We start from the raw sequence: 20,434 nt of genomic DNA, 5'->3' as shown, positions 1-20,434 counted from the left end.
AGAGCACGTCAACAGCGAACAGAGCACAAATTGGAGCCCAAATGCTGATGAGAGCCGGGTCGACCAGCACTGATGTGAAGACCGGAGGCATTGTGCTGCGTAGCCTGCACAAACGGTACGGTCGCGCAACAGCTGTTGATAGTGTCAGCCTTTCGATATCGCCTGGAGAGTTCATCTCGTTGCTGGGCCCGAGCGGATCGGGAAAGACGACAACTCTGATGATGATCGCCGGTTTCGAGACGCCGGACAGCGGTCAGATTTTGTTGGATGACAAGGATATCACGCGACTGCCGCCCCACCGTCGCGAACTCGGCGTGATCTTCCAGAACTACGCTCTCTTCCCCCATATGACGGTCGCCGAGAATATCGCATATCCGCTTCGTATGCGACGTATGCCCAAGGCGGAGATCGAGACCCGCGTGCACCGCGTGCTTGACCAGGTGCACCTAAGTGCCTTGGCCTCGCGATACCCACACCAAATGTCCGGCGGTCAACAGCAGAGAGTGGCGATTGCCAGAGCAATGGTTTTCGAGCCACCCGTCCTGCTTCTCGACGAACCCCTCGGTGCGCTGGATAGAAAGCTGCGCCAGCATCTCAGGAATGAGATCAAGACCTTGCATAAGGAAGTCGGCAAGACGATGATTTACGTCACTCATGATCAGGATGAGGCGCTCGCCATGTCCGATCGGATCGCGGTAATGCATGAGGGGCGGATAAGGCAAGTTTCCGCACCGCAGGATATCTATCGCAGACCAGCTGATTTATTTGTGGCCAGTTTTGTGGGTGAGGTGAATCTCATCCCCGTCAAGCTCAAGTCCGGCGTCCTTCGCGGTCCTGGCGGTGAGAACTTGGCTGCCGCGCAGCGGCCTGATGCGGATACGGATGCGACGCTTTGTGTACGACCTGAACATTTGCGCCTCGACAAAGCCGTTGGGAGTGCAAGCGGAGTGCAGGGGCGCATCGTCGACATGACGTTCGTTGGTGATGCGACCATCGTCGAGTTCCGCACTGACTATGGGTTGCAACTGACGTCGAAAGTTCTCAACGTTTCGGCTGAAGCACTGCCCCGCATCGGCGATGCGTGTGCCGCCTCCTGGACCGCGAGCGACGCAAGCGTTCTGAAGGAGTAGCTTGTCGATATCGCTTTGCGACGTTGACGAAAAGTGCGTGGCGCCGGCCTAAACACGCCGACTACTGCGTGTCGCTTGGCAATAACTGCGCATCAGCCCCCAATCGTCGAGTTTCGGAGATCAATATGGCCGACACAGGTCCAGCACTTACCATCCTGCTCAACCATCCTGCCGCGGAAACCTACGCACGACTGATAGGAGAGCGTTTCCCGCAGGTTCGCGCAATCAACGCTCCCGATCCCGAACGGCTGGAGCGGCATATCGGTGAAGCAGATGCACTGCTTGCGTCTCGCTTCCCTGTCGAGTTGTTCGACAAGGCGAAGAAATTGCGCTGGTTTCAATGCACTAATGCCGGTGTCGATTCTATGTTGCCGATCCGCGATAGGGCAGGTCATATCACGGTCACCAATGCGCGCGGAATTCACGGTGAGATCATCACGGACTTCGTCATGGCCGGCGTAACGATGCTGCATTGGGATTTCCGGAGGTTCTTGCAAGAGCAGGCCGAGCGAAAGTGGAACCCGCGGTATGTGGCGCCGCTGGCCGATAAGACGCTCGGAGTGGTCGGACTGGGCTCCATTGGAGCGACCATTGCACGCCGCGCCAAGAGTGCTGGGATGACGGTCGTAGGCTCGAAACGAGATATTTCCGTACCAGTTGAGGGTGTCGACCATTTGTTCGCTTCCGACGCGCTCGCAGATTTGCTTCCGCTATGCGACTTTGTGGTTCTGGCTGTGCCGGCGACCGTAGACACGATTGGTCTCATCGGCGCAGCGGAACTCGCGCGCATGCGGCGTGACGCCTTTTTGATTAATATCGCGCGGGGTAACGTCGTGGTGGAAGCAGAACTGATCCAAGCCCTGCAGACGCGAGCAATCGCCGGAGCGATGCTCGACGTCTTCGAGCGGGAACCGCTGTCTCAGGACAGCCCGCTATGGGACATGCCTAACGTGATTGCGACACCTCACGTGGCGGGAAGTCCAACGAACTATACGGAGCGGGTGTTCTCCATCTTTGGCGACAACATCGGCCACTTCCTGAAGAACGAGCCGATGAGGAACGCCGTGGACATGGGGCGCGGCTATTGAGGGACGCTGGATGCCGAGAAGCGGCCTAATGCGACTATTGTGCAGTTCGGGCCGTCGCTGAATTTGTGCGCGATTTCACCGGCTGTGTGCGGGTTTTTCGACAAGCGTCCGCTGATGGCGCTAAGCCGGCTCGTCCCCAACATTGAGGCGACGGGGAGTGCCGCGCGGCCGGCGTGGGCGGAAAAGCGCTTAAGCGGAAAGAGGCTAGAACCAAAGGCTTCTAACCTCCGTCGCCCCTCCCAGGTTAGAATTTCCTTGTGCTCTACTTCATCGGTGCAGTGGCACAGGCGGACAACTTGCCGGCCGAATCCATTCCCACTCATTCGTCAAACGCCGCATTTCGGCAATTTGCGCTGTTGCCGACACCTGTACGTGTCGGTGCCGCTTCGAAGGAAACAGTCGTGACTATCAGCAGGTCTCCCGCAGCGCCGCTTTTGCCAGAGTTGATCAAGAAATTCCGCGCCATCGTCGGCGCCAAGTACGCGCTGACCGATCCGGCCGACATCGAGCCTTACCTTACCGAGGAGCGCAATCTGTTCCACGGCCGCTCGCCCCTGGTGCTGCGGCCGGGCTCGACCGCGGAGGTCGCCGCGATCTGCGAGCTCGCCTCTGAGCTTCGCATCGCGCTGGTGCCGCAGGGCGGCAACACCGGCCTCGTCGGCGGCCAGACGCCGCACATTGGCGAGGTGGTCGTGTCGCTGCGCCGGCTGGACAAGATCCGCGAGGTCGACACCGCCTCGAACACCATGACCTGCGAGGCCGGCGTTGTGCTGCAAGTCGCGCAGCAGAAGGCAGCCGAGGTTGACCGGTTGTTTCCGCTCTCTTTGGGGGCTGAAGGAAGTTGCACCATCGGTGGCAATCTCTCGACCAATGCCGGCGGCACCGCCGCACTCGCCTATGGCGTCGCGCGAGAGATGGCGCTGGGGCTCGAGGTGGTTCTGGCCGACGGGCGCGTGTTCAACGTGCTGTCGAAGCTGAAGAAGGACAACACCGGCTACAATTTGCATAATCTCTTCATCGGCGCCGAGGGCACCCTTGGTATCATCACGGCAGCGACCTTGAAACTGTTTCCAAAGCCGCGGGCGATGGAGACCGCGTTCGTCGGGCTGAAGTCGCCGGCGGAAGCGCTAAAGCTGCTGACGATCGCGCAAGGCGAGGCCGGGGGCACGCTGACGAGCTTCGAGATACTGAGCGAGATCGCGGTCGATTTCTCGATAAGCCACGGCATCGACGTTCGCGATCCCCTTCAAGAGAAGCATCCCTGGTACGTGCTGCTGGAACTGTCCTCGCCGCGCGACGATGCGCGCGCCACGCTGGAAGCGATCCTCACCCGCGCGATGGAGGAGGAGATCATCGACGACGCCGTGATCGCCGCGAACCTCACCCAGCGCGCGGGCTTCTGGAAGCTGCGCGACGAGATATCGTCGGCGCAGAAGCCGGAGGGCGGCTCGATCAAGCACGACATCTCCGTGCCAGTTGCCGCGGTGCCGGCCTTCATCGCGGAGGCTGACGCTGAAGTGATCAAGCTAATCCCGGGCGCACGGCCGGTGCCATTCGGCCATCTCGGCGACGGCAACCTGCATTATAATGTCAGCCAGCCAGTCGGCGCTGACGCCGCCGACTTCCTCGCCCGCTGGCACGACATCAATGCGGTCGTGTTCGAGATCGTGCTGCGGATGGGCGGCTCGATCTCGGCCGAGCACGGCATCGGCGCGCTCAAACGCGCTGAATTGCCTGACGTGAAAGACAAGACTGCGATCGAACTGATGCGGCAGGTCAAGGCGATGCTTGACCCGCTCGGCATCATGAACCCCGGAAAAGTGCTGTGAACGATCCCGTCTCGTCTCTATCGTTCGACTGCGGACAGCGACGTCGAACTGGTGTGGTGACGCCATGGTCGCGGATCGTGAAGCGACAACGACAACTCCCGATCCAAGGCGAGAAGAATCAGCAGGTGATAGAAATCCCGAGTCACCGCGGACGATGACGTAACAGCGGCGCGTTTGCTGTTCTGAGCTCAATTTACCTCGGGTATAGTGATCGCCTCACTACAACAAAACCCTAAGAGGCATGAGGAATTGAGCTGCTGAATTAGGTGGTACGCACCGTATGGCGGATTTCCTTCGCCGCGTTGGCGATTGCATCCATTCGCATGAGCGGACCCAGTCTTGCTTGGTAATGCGGCTTCATATTTGCCGATACTTGGTGTGGAGCGATCATCCGATCGGCTGATCAGACACAGATGGGCGTGAATCCGCTGAAGAAGTGCGCCTTGAGGCTGGATTAGAGCGTCAGCATGCGTTTTATCGCATGAATCAGTCTTCTAGCGCCACTACATTTAGCCACGACTTCTCTACCGTACACGTAAACACAGCTGTTTCTCAGCCGAATTCGGCGCGTGTCGCGTCCGCTGCTCGAAATTGACCATCATAGGCGGAAACAACGCCTGCCCGGACGACAAGCGAAGATTCCACCGGAGCCACAATGCAAACCATACGAGAGATAAAGGCTGCGGAAGAAGAAACGAGGGCATTGCGGCGCTGGTTCCATGCTCATCCGGAGCTCGCTTTCGAGGAGACAGAAACCTCGGATCTCATTGCCAAGACATTGAGAGGATATGGCATCGAGGTGCACCGCGGACTCGGTCGCACGGGTGTGGTTGGAGTGTTACGGGCCGGTGACGGAAAACGCTCGATCGGACTGCGTGCGGATATGGATGCCCTGCCTATGCAAGAACTCAACACATTCGCGCACCGATCGCAGTATCCGGGAAAAATGCATGCTTGCGGTCATGACGGGCACATGGCGATGTTGCTGGGCGCCGCCCGCCATTTGGCACGTACGCGAGATATCGATGGCACAATCGTGTTCATCTTCTCTCCGGCAGAGGAAAATGGGTCGGGCGCGAAGGTGATGGTGGATGAGGGCGTCTTCAGGCAATTTCCGGTCGACGCAGTATTCGGTTTGCATAATTGGCCTGGCCTACCCGTGAACAGCTTCGGCCTTAGGCCAGGTCCGATTTTAGCGGGATGCACCAACTTTGACATTCGGATCATTGGTGTCGGCGCACACGCCGCCTTTCCGCATGACGGAAAGGACCCCATCTTGACGGGTTCACAGATCGTCGCGGCGCTCCAGGGCATCATCACCCGCAACAAGAATCCGATGGATACGGCGGTACTGTCTGTCACTCAGTTCAATGGGGGCGAGGCCAGAAACATAGTTCCAGATACAGCTACGCTTGCCGGCACCATAAGAGCATTCAACGAGAAGACCTTGGACCTAATTGAGTCCAGGATGCATACGATCGTCCAAAATATTGCCGCGGCGCAGGAATGCAGGGCCGAGCTAGTGATCAAGCGCTATCCACCCACGGTGAACACGTCGGCTGAAACACGCTTTGCGGCGGAAGTGATGAAATCGATCGTTGACGACGAAGCGAGGGTAGACGCAGACGTTGTACCGACAATGGGTTCCGAGGATTTCGCGTATATGCTACAGGCGCGCCCCGGCGCCTTCGCATTTTTGGGAGCTGGAGATGGGGAGCACCGCGAGCAGGGCCACGGGCCGGGCCCCTGCGCTCTTCACAATACCAGTTACGATTTCAATGACGAAATACTCGCGCTGGGATCCACATACTGGGTGGAATTGTCGCGGCGCTGGTTGAGAGGACGACCAGCCCGGTTGTAGATGCGGACCTTGTCGCGCTGCGAACAAGGTGAACGCGGAGCGCGAGCCGGCGAATTCGCAAGAAAGATAAAATAGCTGAGGCGGGCTCGAATTGTGTTCGCGATCGATCACATGAAAGCTGACCACAGATGCAAGATAGCCTGCCGCGGTCCTGTTTATAGGACAAGGGTACTCGGAACGGGAGGCCATTGTTTTATGTCAATTTGGATCGATTTCGCCGCCTTGCAAGTGCAGTTCGCGGCCAAACTGAACTCGGCCGAGAAGCAAGGCTTGGTGGCGATGCTTTCTGCTGGTGGCTACTACCAATCCATCCACCGGGCGTGTGCATCTCCGAGCTATTCGAAATGGACTGGGTGATGAGAGAACCGTGGTGAGGAGCGAGCGCCCACCTAAAAATGTGACATGGTCTGAATGCGGCCTAATCGTCCAAATCGAACTGGCCACCTCGGCACGAACGAAATTAAATTCGCTCAAGGTTCGAGTGAGACGCGTTGCCCCAAATCGCAGGGAAGGATCGCGTTTGCCGCATTTTCGCAGAATTTCGGCTGCGGGAGGGGCTCAGATTTGAATTTGGGTTCAGAACCGAGGTAGGTTTAATCCATGACTTTAGAAACTCCACACGCCTTGGGAATTCTTAAACTCGAGCGAGGGGTCCCACTCGGCGCGACGCCGCCGACTCCGCCGCGTGGCTCGATGCTGAATCCAGCTAGCTTCGACTTTCCCGTGGTTTATGAAACAGTCGAGGGTGCTTGGGTCGAGAACGTCGTGCGCGGTGATCCAGCGCTCGAGTCGGCTTTCATAGCTGCCGCACGGCGTTTGGTTGAGCGGGGAGCGGTCGCGATAAGCTCGACTTGCGGCTTCTCTATCCGTCATCAGGCAGCAGTGGCGGCCTCCGTGAATGTGCCTGTGGGAATGTCTAGCCTGCTGTTGCTGCCGGCTTTGCTCCGGCAGTTGCCGCCGCTGGCCAAGCTTGCTGTTCTAACCTACGACTCCAACTTCTGCGGCGAAGACCTGCTCGGACTCGACGACCCGAACGAGCGGGCGAGAGTTGTGATCGGTGGCATTGAAGGCGGCAAGTTTTGGCATGACGAGCTAAAGCGTCCGGCGCCCCCAACCGATGTGGCTGCCGTCGAGGCAGATGTAGCCAGTTGCCTTGCGCGACTTCGAGATGCACACCCGCAGATCGCAGTCATTCTATTCGAATGTGCTGCATTCCCGATCGTTGCTCCAGCAATTCGTCGTATCGCGAGGCTGCCGGTCTACGACATCGTGGGGCTCTGCCGGCAGATGATGGCGTCTGTTCCTTGAGGCGTAGCTGGCTAAAAGAGTTTCTATGGTCGACATCCCGGAACGAGGTGCATCATGCCTAACGGCTGGTTCGCCGGCTTTGCAGTGTGAAATTATACGCTAAGCCCACGAAATTGGTCGAAACATGCGTGATTGAGCCAAAACTGGTCGATTTCCTTCGTCACGACAGGCTAGGTTTTTCCTCCGTGAATTTACGGGCCCGAAGGCGCGAATAAGAGAGCAGAGCGAAATGATAGCGCGCACCAACAGCTTTTTATCGGATTCCGAGCGCGATGCAGTGATCGAACTACGGCATGCGATGCATCGTGAGCCCGAACTCTCGAATGCCGAATGGAAAACGCAGGAGCGGATTCGCAACGTGCTCCAGCAATTTGGTCTCAACCAGACCAATACCTTCCACAAGACCGGCCTGTATATCGATATTGAAGGTACGGCCTCCGGCCCAAAACGCTCCATCGCAGTACGCGGCGATATCGACGCACTGCCGATCCAGGAGACACGCGACGACCTCTCCTATCAGTCACAGGTCAAGGGTGTTATGCATGCCTGCGGCCATGACATGCACGGCTCGATCGCGCTCGGCGCTGCACTCGCCTTCCATCGAATGCGCAACAACTTCGCGGGTAAGGTGCGCGTCTTCTTCCAGCCAGCCGAGGAGGCCGAGCCGCTCGGGGGGCGCAGTGTGCAGGACGAGAAACTCCTGGACGGCTTCGACCATGCCGTCGGATTCCACGTCGCTCCGGAGATTCCCACTGGCAAGTTTGGTGCGCGCGAGGGCGCAGTAACTAAGTCCGCCGACCAGTTCAGACTTACCATCACGGGTAAGATGGCCCATGGCGCGGCGCCCCATAAGGGCGTCGACGCGATCGCGATCGCCGCCGCCTTCGTCAACGAGGTGCAGAAGGTGGTCTCGCGCGAAATGCCAGCCGATGACGGGGCAGTCGTCACAATCGGTACCATTCACGGAGGGGAGGCGACCAACATCATTTGCCCTTCCGTGGTTATGGAGGGGACGATCAGAACTCGCAGCCCAGAACGTAGGGGGCAGCTGTGCCAGCGTGTGCGGGAGGTGGCCGAAGGCGCCGCCGTGATGCACCGTGGGCAAGCCGATTGCATCATCCGCTCGGGTGAGCCCCCTGTCGTCAACGATGCCGAGTTGGTGAGGCGCTTCCGCCAACTCGTTGAGGACACGGTCGGCCCCGACGGCTTCAATGCCAGCAAGGAGGTAACGGGTAGCGACGATTTCGGCTTCTACGCGGCATGTGTGCCCTCGATCTATTTCTGGTTCGGTAGTCGCGCGGCCGCCAACGAATCGCCCGTGCATACGCCGACTTTCGGAGCTTCGGATGAGCTCATCATTCCGGCGACGGAACTTGCCGTCAAATACATCCTCGATTTGCTGAACACCTGAGATCGGTCGCACCGAACGCCGAGGCAAAACGCCTCGCTACTCATATGTGAGCTGTGATCCGTTCAGCACCTATATAGTCTCGGGTGGACCCAGTTGGTCGGTTTTGAGATTGCGAGCAACCTCGAGCCGACGTGCATGGGGGATTCTGTCGAGCAACTGTCGAATATCGGTGTCAAACTTCAGACATTCTTCAACAATCGAGACCTGTTGGTTCGACCGCTCGGCAACACAATCTACGTGATGCCGCCATACTGCGTTACAGAGTCGGACCTTGATGCTATTCCGGCATTCTGGTTGCGGTCGGTGAGTTGACCTGAACGTGGTCGCGGCATGCCTAATCGACCATAGCGTGGCGTCGCTGCATCGATCGCGTGATCATTGCGCGATTTGCCCAGTCTGTATCACCTTTCCTCTTTTGAACTGCCGTGCAGGGCTTCCGTCGGAAGTGTCGATTTTCTATCACTGCTGGGTTGCTCCAACGATCGCGCGAAAGCGCCACGTTCTGCCTTCACGCGCAGATTTTCTGCTGCGAGAAGCCCATCATTGGTGAAATACCGATCGAGAACTTCATAATCTTCAGGCAAGGAATCGGAAGCGCGTGTCGAATGCTAGGGGATGATACGTTGCAAGGGCGCCGAAATTTGCAGTGCAGCGATCTCGCCCGCCGTTCAGCGACGCGAGTTCTTGACTGCTTTCACCTAGAGCCGTTCCTCAAGTCTGACACTTGCCAGCCATCTGTGGCGAGGAAAAGTGCTGATGGGGGAAGATCCATCAGCAGGATCGGTCCAGCTGTCGCCACATGAGAATTGCCTCCCCAACCTATGCACTTATGTCGTCGCCTCGCCGTGCGGCGAGGAATCGGATTGCCGATCCAAGCGCCTGGCTGAGGACGGCGAGAGAGCATTGCGCTTGGTTGCGTTCTCAAGTGCGTTTTCACGAGCCCGGTGTCCGTATGTCGTCGTAACTGATTGGCGACGCCTCCGGGTGGCGCCTATGAGAGCGACGCCTCGCTGAGCCGCCGCTCGACAACTGGATGGCTGTCTAGATTGCAGGCTTGCAATGCATGCTGTAGATCTACCTTAAGCTTCACTTTATGGGCTGGCAACCAGAATAGTCGTCGTCTTCACATGAAGCGGGAGAGGTAGATAAAATGAAAAGACGAACATTCCTGAAAGCCGCAGCAACGGCTGCAGCCGGCGCGCTAGCCGCGCCCTACGTCCATGCGCAGTCAAAGAAATTTTCCGGCATCACATTGCGCGTAAACGGCTATGGCGGCCTTTACGACGAGGCCCTCAAAAAGGGCGTGGCCGCGCCGCTTGAGGAGAAGTACGGGCTCAAGATTCAGTTCATCCCCGGTACGACATCAGCGGACTTTGTCAAACTGATCGCCAATAAAGACAATCCACCTTACGACCTGTTCATGGGTGATAGCCCAAACATGGTCGAGCTCACCAAGGCAGGCATGATCGAGGAGATCAAGGCGTCGCAGGTTCCGAACGTCAAACGGATCCTCCCAGGATTTCGCGAATTTGGCGATTATGGAGTGCCATTCAGCGTCGCCTCCGTTATCCCAGTCTACAATTCAAAGTACATCAAGCAGCCGATTACCTCGTATTCGGATATTGCGCGAACTGATCTGGCAGGGCGGGCGGTTATTATGGCTTCCGCCACATACGGCAGCCTTCTCACCCTTCTCGGCTTGGCCGACGAAAACGGAGGCTCGATCTCAAACGTGGAGCCCGCGTTCAAAGTGATGAGCGCCGCGAAGCCGAATATTGTTGCACTCGCGCAGACAAATGTCGCCGAGATACAGATGTTTCAAAACGAAGAGGTGTTTGCTGGCATATTCTGGGATGGTCGCGCTCACGAACTAAGGACCAAGGGCCTTCCTATTGTGACCGTTGTCCCGCCTAAGGGCGTCTACTCGGTCATTAGCTACATCAACGTCGTCAAGGGCATTAAATATCCAGAAGCCGCATACGCGTATGCTGAGCAGTTGCTCTCCGATCAGGGCGTCCTCGGTGTACCTCAGGCGCTCCGGTACGGAGTAACAACTGACGTCATTTTGCCAGAGGAGCTTCGCAATGACCTCTTGTTCAACTCGCCGGAGCGTATTGCCCTGAAAAAGAAGGTCGATTGGGAAAAACTTATAGCGAACCGCAGTGCGTGGATCGAAGAGTTGAACAAGATAATTCGAACGTAGCTGGTTGCTATCGCTGTGATGAGCGGCGGATCCGGCAACGCGCAGCGTCATGACTGAGTCGCTACCAATCGCGAAGGATCTGGTATGGAAGAGCCTCTTGCCAACCGCAGGGTCGTAACCCTTGCGCTTCTGTTGGCGCCAATGATCTTGCTTCTCGTGATATTCTTGATCATGCCCACCCTTGGATTGCTGAGGGCGAGCTTTCTACCTGGCAGTCACCTTCTTGATGGAGGCGGCTTTAGCCTGAACCAATACATCCGGTTCTTTTCGGATTCCTATTATTCTTCAGTGCTGTTCGAGACCTTTGTCGACGGGATCATTGTCAGCTTGATTTGCTTGGGAATTGGATTCCCAACCGGTTACTCGCTAGCGCGGCTCCCGCCTCTCGCAAGACGGTGGCGCACCATCATCGTGATTATGCCGCTGACACTCAGTCTTGTGGTCATTGTATTTGGCTGGTTGATCATTCTTGGACGCAATGGAGTAGTCAATTCACTCCTTGTAAGTTTAGGCGTTTCTTCGTCGCCGAAACAACTTCTCTTTAGTCGGCCAGCGGTGTTAACTGTCCTGGTGCAGCAGTTCCTTCCATTCATGATTCTATCGGTCATGGGTGTGGTCGCTCAAATTGATCCAGTACTTGAACACGCGGCTGCAAATCTTCGTGCAAATCGGTTCGCCACCTTTCGCAAAGTTGTCATTCCGCTCGCGATTCCGGGGATACTTGCCGGCTTCAACCTCGTATTCGTGCTCTCGATCTCGGCGTTTATCACTCCCCGTCTCATCGGCGGAAGTCGCGTCGCCATGCTCGGTAGCCTGATCTATGAGCGCATCATGGCCGAACTGAATTGGCCCTCCGGCGCGGCAATGGCATTCATCCTGTTCGTGAGCGGTCTCGGTGTTACAGCGGCGCTGAATGCCCTCGCTGCGTCGCGTCTCATTTCGAAAGGGCGGCGCTATGCGCGTTGATCTTATTGACCGTGCAATGGCCGCGTCGGGCGCGGTCATCCGCGCAATCGTGTACGTGATGCTTGCGCTACCAGCGCTTCTGGTGATTGTTTCGTCGTTCACCAGCGGGGACACGTTGAATTTTCCGCCCGCAGGCTTTTCCGTGCGCTGGTATCGAGAGGCGTGGCAGAACGAACTGTTCATGACTGCGCTCTGGACGAGTACTTACGTTGCCGTGCTCGTTGCCGCGATGGCGCTAGCGATAGGCTTCACTGCCGCATTTGCAGTAGATCGTTTCTCATTCCCGGGCAAGGGGTTCCTGCAAGCACTCGCCTTCTCGCCACTGATAATTCCAGCGGTTGTTCTCGGGATCGGGCTGTTGCAACTCTTCGCCGCGCTGAACCTTACCCAAACGATCTATCCCTTGCTCTTGGGTCATCTGGTACTTGCCATCCCATACGTGATGCGCACCATTCTAGCGAGCCTTAGCTTGCACAATCGAGTGATCGAGGAAGCGGCGATGAATCTGCGTGCCCCGCCTTTGAAAGTCATTCGGCGCATCACCCTGCCTCTCATGCTGCCTGGTCTTTTGTCCGCTGCGATCTTCGCCTTTGTTACATCTTTCGGAAACGTTACGGTTTCCGCGTTTTTGACTTACGGGGGCAAGGTCACGTTACCAGTACAGATATTCACTTATGTCGACACTAGCTATGACCCGCTGGTTGCCGCCGTATCGAGCTTAATGATCCTGGTAACGTTGGTCGTCATCCTAATGGTCGAGCGTTTGATCGGCGCGGAACGGTTCGCGTAATAGGAGGAGAGATGCTCGTCTTGTCTGAGAAGGATGAAAACGTCGTTCGGGAAAGCAACGACCTTGTCGTGGAGTTGCGCTCTATTTCCAAGCTCTATGGCGATACGGCCGCAGTCGCCGACATTTCGCTCAAGGCGCGGCGTGGGGAACTTCTTTGCCTGCTTGGTCCATCGGGATGCGGCAAGACAACGACCCTGCGCATGGTAGCGGGATTTGTGGAGCCCTCTTCTGGCAGCATATGCATAAATAACATTGATATGACGCATCAGCCGCCTTATCGGCGCGATACCGGCATGGTGTTCCAGAGTTACGCGCTCTTTCCGCATATGACCGTTGCTGAAAACATCGCGTTCGGTCTGGAAAATTTGAGGTGGCCGCGCCAGAAGCGTGAGAAGCGCGTTGAGGAAATGCTCAAGCTTGTCGAGTTGCCTCATTTAGCTCAGCGCCTGCCGAGCCAGCTCTCCGGCGGTCAACAGCAACGCATTGCGCTCGCTCGCGCGCTCGCAATCAAACCTGCAGTACTGCTTCTCGATGAGCCATTTTCGAATTTAGACGCACAGTTGCGAGTCCGTATGCGGGAAGAACTCCAGGAGGTGGTCAGATCCGTCAACGTTACCACGTTGTTCGTAACACACGACCAAGAGGAGGCGTTGACAATGTCAGATCGGATCATGGTCATGAACGCCGGCAAGGTTGAGCAGATTGGAACTCCTGGCGAAATCTACGAAACTCCCGCAACACCTTTCGTCGCAAAGTTTATCGGCTGGTGTTCGTTGTTAAAGGGGGCCGTGGACAATACTGGCGCTTTCACGTCCACTGCTGGCCTTCGGATCAAGGGAAACTGGAGTGCTGGACCTGCTACAGTGGTAATCCGGCCGGAACAAGTTAAGTTGTCGACCGATCGCGCTGCTGGCCAAAGCCAGCAGGCGCGCGTCCTCCATTCGCGCTATTGTGGGGGTGCAACACGGGTTGTGCTTGATGTCAATGGAGAGCAACTCACAATGCAGGAGCGTTTTTCATTTGGACGTCATCCAAAGCCCGGCGACGTCCTTGGCATTACTATCAGCACGGACAACCTCCGCTTGATTCCGATGCAGGAACAGCATGCTTCGAAGGGGCCTGTCGCATTCTAAGAGGAGCGTCCATATACAAGGCCGTGGAATTCGGTGGTCGGCGGCAGTAGGACCCGCGGCGACGGTTCGACTCATGCGTCCCTTTATCGGCTGGAGCGTTTATTGCTCGCAGACGGCAAGGTGGTGGGACTCGACACGCTTTGGCTTCCGAGGGCGCTGGCGGATAAGCTGAAGGACCATTTGCACGGCGAATTCATTATTCCGTTGCTGCCGCAATACGGCATCATTGTCGACCATACCAAATACCAAATAGAGGCGACGAGCGCGACGGAAGTTCAGGCGCAGATGCTGGATGTGGTGTCAGGGTATCCACTCTTGGTCATGCGCTACTTTCCGACCGCGGCGGACGGCCGACCGATTTTGGCCGGGCAAAATGTAACCCGTGCGGACCGTTTCACCTGTAATTTTACGAGCCGTGCCGAATAGACACAATTGCAGAACTCCCCTCCGTTTCGCACGCGAGAGCGAGCTAGAAGAAGAACGAGCCATCCGCAAACTCTGCGAGCGTGAGTTCGGATTGACGCAGTTGTTGACCGCGCCGCAACTATCGGGAGATTAACCAAGCAAACGGGACATGCAGGGGGCCGTTAAGCCCGCCACGCTGCCCCAGAACTCTGCTCGGCCGTCTCAGCCCGCCGCCGATGCCGCAGGCAGGCGAATGCATGATTTGCGGCGTTTGCACATAGAGCGCCCCTCCCCCGGGCGAGCTCGCTACATCGTTCGCAATAGGGTAGGGAATTTCTTGGGCCTGACGCGCGATATCCAAAAATGGCGAACTCGCCCCTGACGTTCTGGACCTCGCCTCGTGACACGACCAGAGCGATTAGAATGCCGTCCGCTGTGCTGCGAGGCGCCAGTTCGCGCTGGACGCGGGCTTTCGGCCTCGCATGCGGCGCATCCGCGGCGCGACGAGAAAGCTGAACTGGAGACGACCAGCATCCGCGGATTTACCAGTTCTGCAAATTGCCGGGGACCGCGCTTGGACAGTCGTGCCAAGTGAGCGTAGCGACCGACCTTGCGTGAGCCCTTGATCAGCACTCTCGAAACTGTGTCCTTCTATTTTATGACCAATTGTCGCGGGAATGTTGTCAGATCTTCCCGGCCTGTTTCAGTCACAATGAAAGACTGAGTAATCGTGACGCCGTTCTCGCCGAGCCATAGCCCCGGCATCATGTGAAATGCCATTCCGGGCTCTAGCACAGTGAGGTCACTGCTTCGGAGACTCGCGGTGCGTTCCCCCCAAGTCGGCGAGAAGCCGATTCCTATCGAGTAACCGAGCCTAGCTTCCTTGTGAAAGCCGTGCCGAGCAATCGTACCTTGCCAGGTGCGTTCGATATCGGCGCAAGTGACGCCTGGTTTCACCTCCGTCAATGCCGCCTCGATTCCTTCGACTACCGCGTTGGAAAGACGAAGATACGAGTCCGGTGGCGAACCGAGGAATATCGTGCGACTGATGGGGGCGTGATAGCGTCGACGACATCCAGACGTCTCCACGTTCACCGGAACGGTTTTGCCGATTAGGCGGTCCGACCAAGGCGCATGCGGTTCGCCTGATCGCGAGCCCGTGAGCAAGTAGGTCGGGCTCGAGGGTAGAACACCGCCGTATTCCGGCGTGCCGGCGATCATGCGCTGGTAAATCACTGACGCAAGGTCGCACTCGCGCATGCCAGGCTTTGCTGCCTCGATAGCGTCGCTAATCATCGCGTTTGAAATCTTGCCCGCCTCCCGCATGATCGCGAGTTCGGCTGGACTCTTGCGAATGCGGATCCAATTGATGAGGAGTTCGGCGTCAACGAAGCGCACGTTCGGGAGAGAGCCAAGGAGCTTGGTATGGGCCCTTGCCGTGTAATAGAACGAGCCCGTCTCAGTGCCGATAGCTTTAAGGCTTGGACAAATCTCTCTGAGTTGTGCAACGAGGAAATCAACTGGATCCCGTTCTGAGGATTGCACATATTCGTCCGTATAGGGGCGGATGGCCTTCTCTGAAAGATGTGTCATTCGCCGCACCGACACTGCATCCATGAACCGGCCTATCCAGACGGGTTCATCAAGGTCGCGGTGGACAACCAGCATTTGAAAGACGTAATAGGAGTAGGCCTCGTATCCTGTGAGATAGTAGATGTTTGATGGCTCGCTGATGAGCAGCGTATCCATCTCCCGCCGTTCCATTTCCTTCTTGACCAAGGCCAAGCGGCGAGAAAATTCCGGTTTTTCGAATGGTATTCCGTCTCCAGTCGGGCTCATAACATAGTTCCTTTTTCTACTAAGACATTGCCGCCGATCATGTCTGAACGGCCATTGATTAAGACGCCCTTGGGCGGAAAGCGGCAGTTTTGCATCCTCGTGAGCTTCAGCGCGAGGCCCATCTGGAACGGATCGAGGGGAGGCCCGGATCGCTTCAAAGGACTGTACGCGGATCAATCGTGGTGCATGTGGCTCTGGCCGCTTGTCGCCTATCCTGCTGCCATTTGCGCCCTTTGATGAAGCGCGTCAAAACGAAATTCTCGTTGTCATTTTGGACAGTAACGATGTCTCGATACCATATAGTGCAATCACTTCCCCGCTCACGCTTAAATCCCGCACTCGGAGGCCGTTGTCGACGGATTTCAACGGCTGGGCTGGTTATAAGGGCGAAGGCCAACGCCTTGACCGCTAGCTAGAAAGTGGACAGGTGGGCTGCCTGCGGGGAACTTGTGCGATCGTTCGATTTCGCAACTGAAGAAGGCAACGCTTAAATCGGCTTGGCGGGCCCGCCGTAGCAGCAATTCTGCCGCCTTCCGTCAGCCTAGATCGACGCAATGAAATCCATCAAATAGAAGCAATCGAACGCGGAAAAAAGCTCTGAAGCGCAACAGATTGCATCAATCAACTTCGATACATCGCCAATATGCAGTTGGGGTTATTTCAGGAGCGGCCGATTTGCCCTCTGGCCAAGGCATCAACTGACCAGCGCAATTCGGCGCAACGGCACTCCAGCGCGAAAAGACGACACTCATTTGCTCGCTGTCTCTTGTTGCCGGCTGCTTGCTGGACCGATCGACTGCTCAAGTCGTCCGTCCACGTGAACCAGAGCTTTAGGGCTAGCAACTGAATATCTGTTGCGGCTCGCAATCTTGCCGACGCGGATTAGACGACGTGCGCGACCTCTGTTGAACATCCAAGCAAGTGCCGAAATCCTGCCGGCTGGTTCTTTCCTTCCGCCATAAACTTCTAGTGATCCACCCAAGCTTTTGCGCGCTCGTCATGAAGTCGTAGAACTTCATCGATAGTGAAGTTTGAGAAAGCCGTTCTCTGAGGCAGCCACCACTATGCGATCAGCCAACTTGCATCAGGCACCATACGGTAGTGAGGAGATAAGCAAGCGGAGTCGCGCGGGAAGTCAGCAAAAAATCTTATAGGCTAATCGTCGATGAAGGATATGCACTCACATCGACCGGCAAACACAAGCGTCAAACGGTGTCGTGTGTTGATTGCTTGTCCGCTACGCGTTGCGGGCGTGTGAAACGATCGGCTGAACGTTCGTGCACATATTCCAGAATATCCGTTGGACGTGATGCAATCATTGCTCAGAGCCGAAAATAAACGCGGATTTCGTTTCATTGACTGTGCATCGTTCGCGGTTACATTTTGGGACTTCAACGCGAGGCCATTCATCATCAAGTTGCGGTCGAGCATCCGCTGCTGACCGGAATGATCTTGCATAGTTTCCGCCGTCGCTCTCGCGACCAGCGCACGACGGAATTTCGTTCAAGGGATCGCGCTTCCGAAAGAAATCATGAGCAGTACGACGAACATGGACAATGTCATATCAAGCGCAGACGTCATTAAGCGCGCGGTCCGACTTGGTGCCGAGGTCCGCAACATTAGGCTGTCGGGAGACTTGTCTGACGATGCCCTGCGAGCGATCAGCCGACTGCTACTCGAGCACAAGGTGATCTTCTTCCGTGTCCAACAACATTTGGATAATGCCGAACAGCAGCGCTTTGCTGTTCGACTAGGTGGGTTGATCCCGTCTCCTCAAGTCGGTGTGACCGATCGGACGTCCTCCATTTTGGAGCCATCTTCGGGCCGCAGCGGTGGCACCGTCCAGGGGCGTGCGGATGTCATATTTGACGACTTCCGAAATATCTCCGTGCTGCGCGCCGTGATGACTACGCCTTATGGCGGTGACACCATTTGGTCGAATACGGCGGCTGCGTATCTTGATCTTCCGTTATCGCTGCGCATGCTCGCTGACGAGCTCTGGGCGGTTCATACCAATTCCAATCCTTACGCCGTGAACGAGCAATCGACCGAGGCGAACGAGATGCAGTTTCAGGAGGGGATCACCGGAACGATCTACGAAACCAAGCTTCCGGTGGTTCGGACTCATCCCGAAACGGGCGAGCGCACGCTCATGCTTGGCAACGTGCAGCGCTTTATTGGCCTACAGAAACATACCGGTCAAAAGTTGCTCGATTTGTTCCAATCTTACATCACGGCGCCACACAATACGGTGCGCTGGAGGTGGAGGGAAGGCGACGTTGCGATCTGGGATAAACGCCTCACGCAGTCGGCCAATGATCATCCCATGGTGGGCGACCGCGATTTGTTCGGCCTCGCCCGCCCCGACGCCAAGACGCAAAAGCCGCAGGCAGACAAGGCTCGAGCAGCTTAAGCCAGAGTCGCTCGCCGAAACGCCTACCAGCAGGCCATGTCGCAGCAATACGTCGGCTCCGACGCTAAATCTGCTTGAAATGTGCGGTGTTGGGCGGAAACAGCAGGAATAATGCGTCCAATTTGACTAAATCATTCATCCGTTGATCGGCGGCCCGAGGCGGTGAGTAGTTGCTTTCTTCAGGATGCCGGTCCAATGGAGGATGCCTCATGCCCCATTGCGATCTTGTGAGCGGTAGCCTTCTGGCGTTGATGGCGGCCGGTCTCGCGGTGCTCTGCTCGAGCCTGCTCGCCTTGGCCTTCATTTGACGCCGACGCGCTGACCCATGGCGTATCTACGGAAGCGGATCGACCCTGGAGCGCCACAACACGCTTGATGTGTTTTGCACCAGGGACAGCCAGGACTTCGATGGCAGTGTGGTCGCCTGAGCGCTGTACTACCTCGATCGGGTCTGCAGCTATCATTGATAATCAATTCCGGTCGGCCATCAGGTGAGTCATTCATGAACAAGGTCTATCCCGACGCCAAGTCGGCTCTTTAGCACCATGAGAATGGGTTTGATCACCCGGTACCGAAGATGCGCCGCGACGGAGCTTGAGGACGGGTCGACGACAACCCCTGCTAGGGCGATCGTATGCCGCGTCGGTCGTTAGTTTGATCCTAATCGGCGTATCCTATAGCGCGACAATCTGGGTGGGAAGCCGCTTCCATCCTGATTGCCGCGCGGCCAGTATCCGCCGTCTATCTCGTTTAAGCAGGATCGCGCCGGTTGGAATGGCGCCCTGGTCGCGGCGGGAGCCGGACTCGCGCAAGGATACGGACCGCAAAGAAGTTGACGGCCCCTTTGTTCTCGCGCAGTCATACAGGGCATTCCGGTTACGACCTTACGGCTCCAGGTTGCACGAACGAGATGCGAACAAATACGACGCGTACCTGAGGCGGTAGCGGTGGCGGTAGTCCGACGCGACAACGCAGATATTGTGAAAGTAATAAATAATAACCCATTTCATTGGTGGGCCCGGCAGGACTCGAACCTGCAACCAGACCGTTATGAGCTTATGAGCGGCCTGCTCTATCCATTGAGCTACAGGCCCCCGCCGCGGGCCACCGCTAGAAGGCGGCTGACGGTGTGCGTGGAGCGTTTACAGGCCGGCCGGTATCTCGGCAACCCAGAAGGCAAAATTTTTGAAGTCCCGCTCGCCGAACAGTCAGATCTTCAGTCTGACCTGGGATCGGACGACGCAGTTTCGGCGTCGGGACTCTGGCTTGGAAGCCATCTCATTTGTGATCATCAATGGACATGGCAGTGACGCTGTTGATGACGGCATGTCAAGATCATCGCGTTTCCATGCGACGGGATGCAGAAAATCTTCGGCGAAGTGCGATAATTCGACGGAAAAGCGTTAGCTACGGCCGGTATGATCGCAGTAACGTTTTGACCGTGCCGTTTATTTCCGGCGAGGTTTCGACACCGTTGGTTCGTGTGCTTGTACTTGAGAGCCATTTTGCTCTGATAAATTGCCCAATTTCTTAGATTGCATTTTGAAGGCGCCGCTGATCGGCGTTCGGCCGATGAGTTGGGACAAGAGAAAAGCTAAGCGCGTTCGCTTTGAACGTGAATACAGGGCGACACTGGTGGGCTCTGATGGCGCGTGGCGGCGGGACTGCATTATCCTCGACATTTCTGAAACAGGGGCACGCCTCAGCATGGAGGAATCGCCAGACGTCCTCAAGACGCGAGAGTTTTTCTTGTTGTTTTCAATGACGGGACCGGTCTTCCGCCGGTGTGAGTTGGTCCGGTTAGCAGGCACGGAAGTGGGCGTGCGCTTTAAGACGAGCAGGACCGTTCGCGCATAAGCAGCACTCGGCCGGAACAGGTCTGTCCAGCCGCAAAGCATCGGGGCGTCTATCGGGTGAAGGTCACTCAACTCGTCCACGTGCCCCGTTGAGACATGTCGGCGGATCCGCGTGCTCCCAGATCGGTGCGTCGCCACCGGGACGCCGGGACTTTGCCCAGTTGCTTGCAACTGGCTGCCAAATCCGGACCTATATTGGCAG

At 56.9% G+C, this 20,434-nt stretch carries 14 protein-coding genes and 1 tRNA gene; 13 read left to right on the top strand and 2 right to left on the bottom strand.

From position 1 onward, the window contains the following. Positions 1-41 precede the first annotated feature (41 nt). The 11 genes from RAD10_RS31490 to RAD10_RS31440 all read left to right on the top strand — a co-directional run bounded on the left by RAD10_RS31490 (position 42) and on the right by RAD10_RS31440 (position 14,145). Positions 42-1,130 carry an ABC transporter ATP-binding protein gene (locus RAD10_RS31490; RefSeq protein ID WP_270163245.1) on the top strand — a complete coding sequence of 363 codons (1,089 nt, stop codon included), beginning with the start codon at positions 42-44 and terminating at the stop codon, positions 1,128-1,130. 125 nt (positions 1,131-1,255) lie between these two features. Then, complete coding sequence (locus tag RAD10_RS31485) at positions 1,256-2,218, top strand: D-2-hydroxyacid dehydrogenase (RefSeq protein WP_461620535.1); 963 nt, start codon at positions 1,256-1,258, stop codon at positions 2,216-2,218. A gap of 401 nt (positions 2,219-2,619) precedes the next feature. After that, positions 2,620-4,047, top strand: coding sequence for an FAD-binding oxidoreductase (locus RAD10_RS31480; protein ID WP_461620534.1), 1,428 nt, complete (start codon positions 2,620-2,622; stop codon positions 4,045-4,047). Positions 4,048-4,702: 655 nt separating this feature from the next. Beyond that, on the top strand, positions 4,703-5,908 hold the full coding sequence (locus RAD10_RS31475) for a M20 aminoacylase family protein (protein WP_461620533.1): 1,206 nt from the start codon (positions 4,703-4,705) through the stop codon (positions 5,906-5,908). Positions 5,909-6,508: 600 nt separating this feature from the next. Then, positions 6,509-7,216, top strand: coding sequence for an aspartate/glutamate racemase family protein (locus RAD10_RS31470; protein WP_270163241.1), 708 nt, complete (start codon positions 6,509-6,511; stop codon positions 7,214-7,216). A gap of 229 nt (positions 7,217-7,445) precedes the next feature. Further along, positions 7,446-8,627, top strand: coding sequence for a M20 metallopeptidase family protein (locus tag RAD10_RS31465; protein ID WP_270163240.1), 1,182 nt, complete (start codon positions 7,446-7,448; stop codon positions 8,625-8,627). A 1,150-nt stretch (positions 8,628-9,777) separates the two neighbouring features. After that, complete coding sequence (locus RAD10_RS31460; protein ID WP_270163239.1) at positions 9,778-10,830, top strand: extracellular solute-binding protein; 1,053 nt, start codon at positions 9,778-9,780, stop codon at positions 10,828-10,830. An 84-nt stretch (positions 10,831-10,914) separates the two neighbouring features. Further along, positions 10,915-11,796: an ABC transporter permease gene (locus RAD10_RS31455; RefSeq protein WP_461620532.1), complete on the top strand. Its 882-nt coding sequence runs from the start codon at positions 10,915-10,917 to the stop codon at positions 11,794-11,796. After that, positions 11,786-12,586 (top strand): ABC transporter permease, encoded by an 801-nt coding sequence (locus tag RAD10_RS31450; protein WP_461620531.1) that lies wholly within the window; start codon positions 11,786-11,788, stop codon positions 12,584-12,586. Before RAD10_RS31455 ends, RAD10_RS31450 begins: the two co-directional genes overlap by 11 nt. A gap of 11 nt (positions 12,587-12,597) precedes the next feature. Beyond that, positions 12,598-13,719 (top strand): ABC transporter ATP-binding protein, encoded by a 1,122-nt coding sequence (locus RAD10_RS31445; protein WP_461620530.1) that lies wholly within the window; start codon positions 12,598-12,600, stop codon positions 13,717-13,719. A gap of 33 nt (positions 13,720-13,752) precedes the next feature. Further along, a complete protein-coding gene (locus RAD10_RS31440) occupies positions 13,753-14,145 on the top strand; it encodes a UTRA domain-containing protein (RefSeq protein ID WP_461620529.1) in 393 nt (130 codons plus the stop codon). Positions 14,146-14,775: 630 nt separating this feature from the next. On the opposite strand, the gene RAD10_RS31435 is transcribed toward RAD10_RS31440, so the two are convergent. Continuing rightward, on the bottom strand, positions 14,776-15,963 hold the full coding sequence (locus tag RAD10_RS31435; RefSeq protein ID WP_461620528.1) for a M24 family metallopeptidase: 1,188 nt from the start codon (positions 15,961-15,963) through the stop codon (positions 14,776-14,778). 1,531 nt (positions 15,964-17,494) lie between these two features. Here RAD10_RS31435 and RAD10_RS31430 point away from each other — a divergent pair. Then, positions 17,495-18,376 (top strand): TauD/TfdA dioxygenase family protein, encoded by an 882-nt coding sequence (locus RAD10_RS31430; protein ID WP_461620527.1) that lies wholly within the window; start codon positions 17,495-17,497, stop codon positions 18,374-18,376. A gap of 1,010 nt (positions 18,377-19,386) precedes the next feature. Here RAD10_RS31430 and RAD10_RS31425 read toward each other — a convergent pair. Then, a tRNA-OTHER gene (locus RAD10_RS31425) sits at positions 19,387-19,470 on the bottom strand. A 478-nt stretch (positions 19,471-19,948) separates the two neighbouring features. Between RAD10_RS31425 and RAD10_RS31420 the strand changes: the two genes are divergently transcribed. Further along, positions 19,949-20,233 (top strand): PilZ domain-containing protein, encoded by a 285-nt coding sequence (locus tag RAD10_RS31420; RefSeq protein WP_270172952.1) that lies wholly within the window; start codon positions 19,949-19,951, stop codon positions 20,231-20,233. The last annotated feature ends 201 nt before the right edge of the window (positions 20,234-20,434 follow it).

The organism is Bradyrhizobium sp. 23AC (assembly GCF_054863025.1).
Note: the sequence above shows the minus strand (reverse complement) of the source record. Positions and strands in the feature narration are given on the sequence as shown.

Bases quoted from the DNA above. Each gene is read 5' to 3' on its own strand.
- RAD10_RS31470 (WP_270163241.1), top strand. From the start codon at position 6,509: ATGACTTTAGAAACTCCACACGCCTTGGGAATTCTTAAACTCGAGCGA.
- RAD10_RS31475 (WP_461620533.1), top strand. From the start codon at position 4,703: ATGCAAACCATACGAGAGATAAAGGCTGCGGAAGAAGAAACGAGGGCA.
- RAD10_RS31420 (WP_270172952.1), top strand. From the start codon at position 19,949: ATGAGTTGGGACAAGAGAAAAGCTAAGCGCGTTCGCTTTGAACGTGAA.
- RAD10_RS31430 (WP_461620527.1), top strand. From the start codon at position 17,495: ATGAGCAGTACGACGAACATGGACAATGTCATATCAAGCGCAGACGTC.
- RAD10_RS31460 (WP_270163239.1), top strand. From the start codon at position 9,778: ATGAAAAGACGAACATTCCTGAAAGCCGCAGCAACGGCTGCAGCCGGC.
- RAD10_RS31455 (WP_461620532.1), top strand. From the start codon at position 10,915: ATGGAAGAGCCTCTTGCCAACCGCAGGGTCGTAACCCTTGCGCTTCTG.
- RAD10_RS31465 (WP_270163240.1), top strand. From the start codon at position 7,446: ATGATAGCGCGCACCAACAGCTTTTTATCGGATTCCGAGCGCGATGCA.
- RAD10_RS31445 (WP_461620530.1), top strand. From the start codon at position 12,598: ATGCTCGTCTTGTCTGAGAAGGATGAAAACGTCGTTCGGGAAAGCAAC.
- RAD10_RS31435 (WP_461620528.1), bottom strand. From the start codon at position 15,963: ATGAGCCCGACTGGAGACGGAATACCATTCGAAAAACCGGAATTTTCT.
- RAD10_RS31485 (WP_461620535.1), top strand. From the start codon at position 1,256: ATGGCCGACACAGGTCCAGCACTTACCATCCTGCTCAACCATCCTGCC.
- RAD10_RS31490 (WP_270163245.1), top strand. From the start codon at position 42: ATGCTGATGAGAGCCGGGTCGACCAGCACTGATGTGAAGACCGGAGGC.
- RAD10_RS31450 (WP_461620531.1), top strand. From the start codon at position 11,786: ATGCGCGTTGATCTTATTGACCGTGCAATGGCCGCGTCGGGCGCGGTC.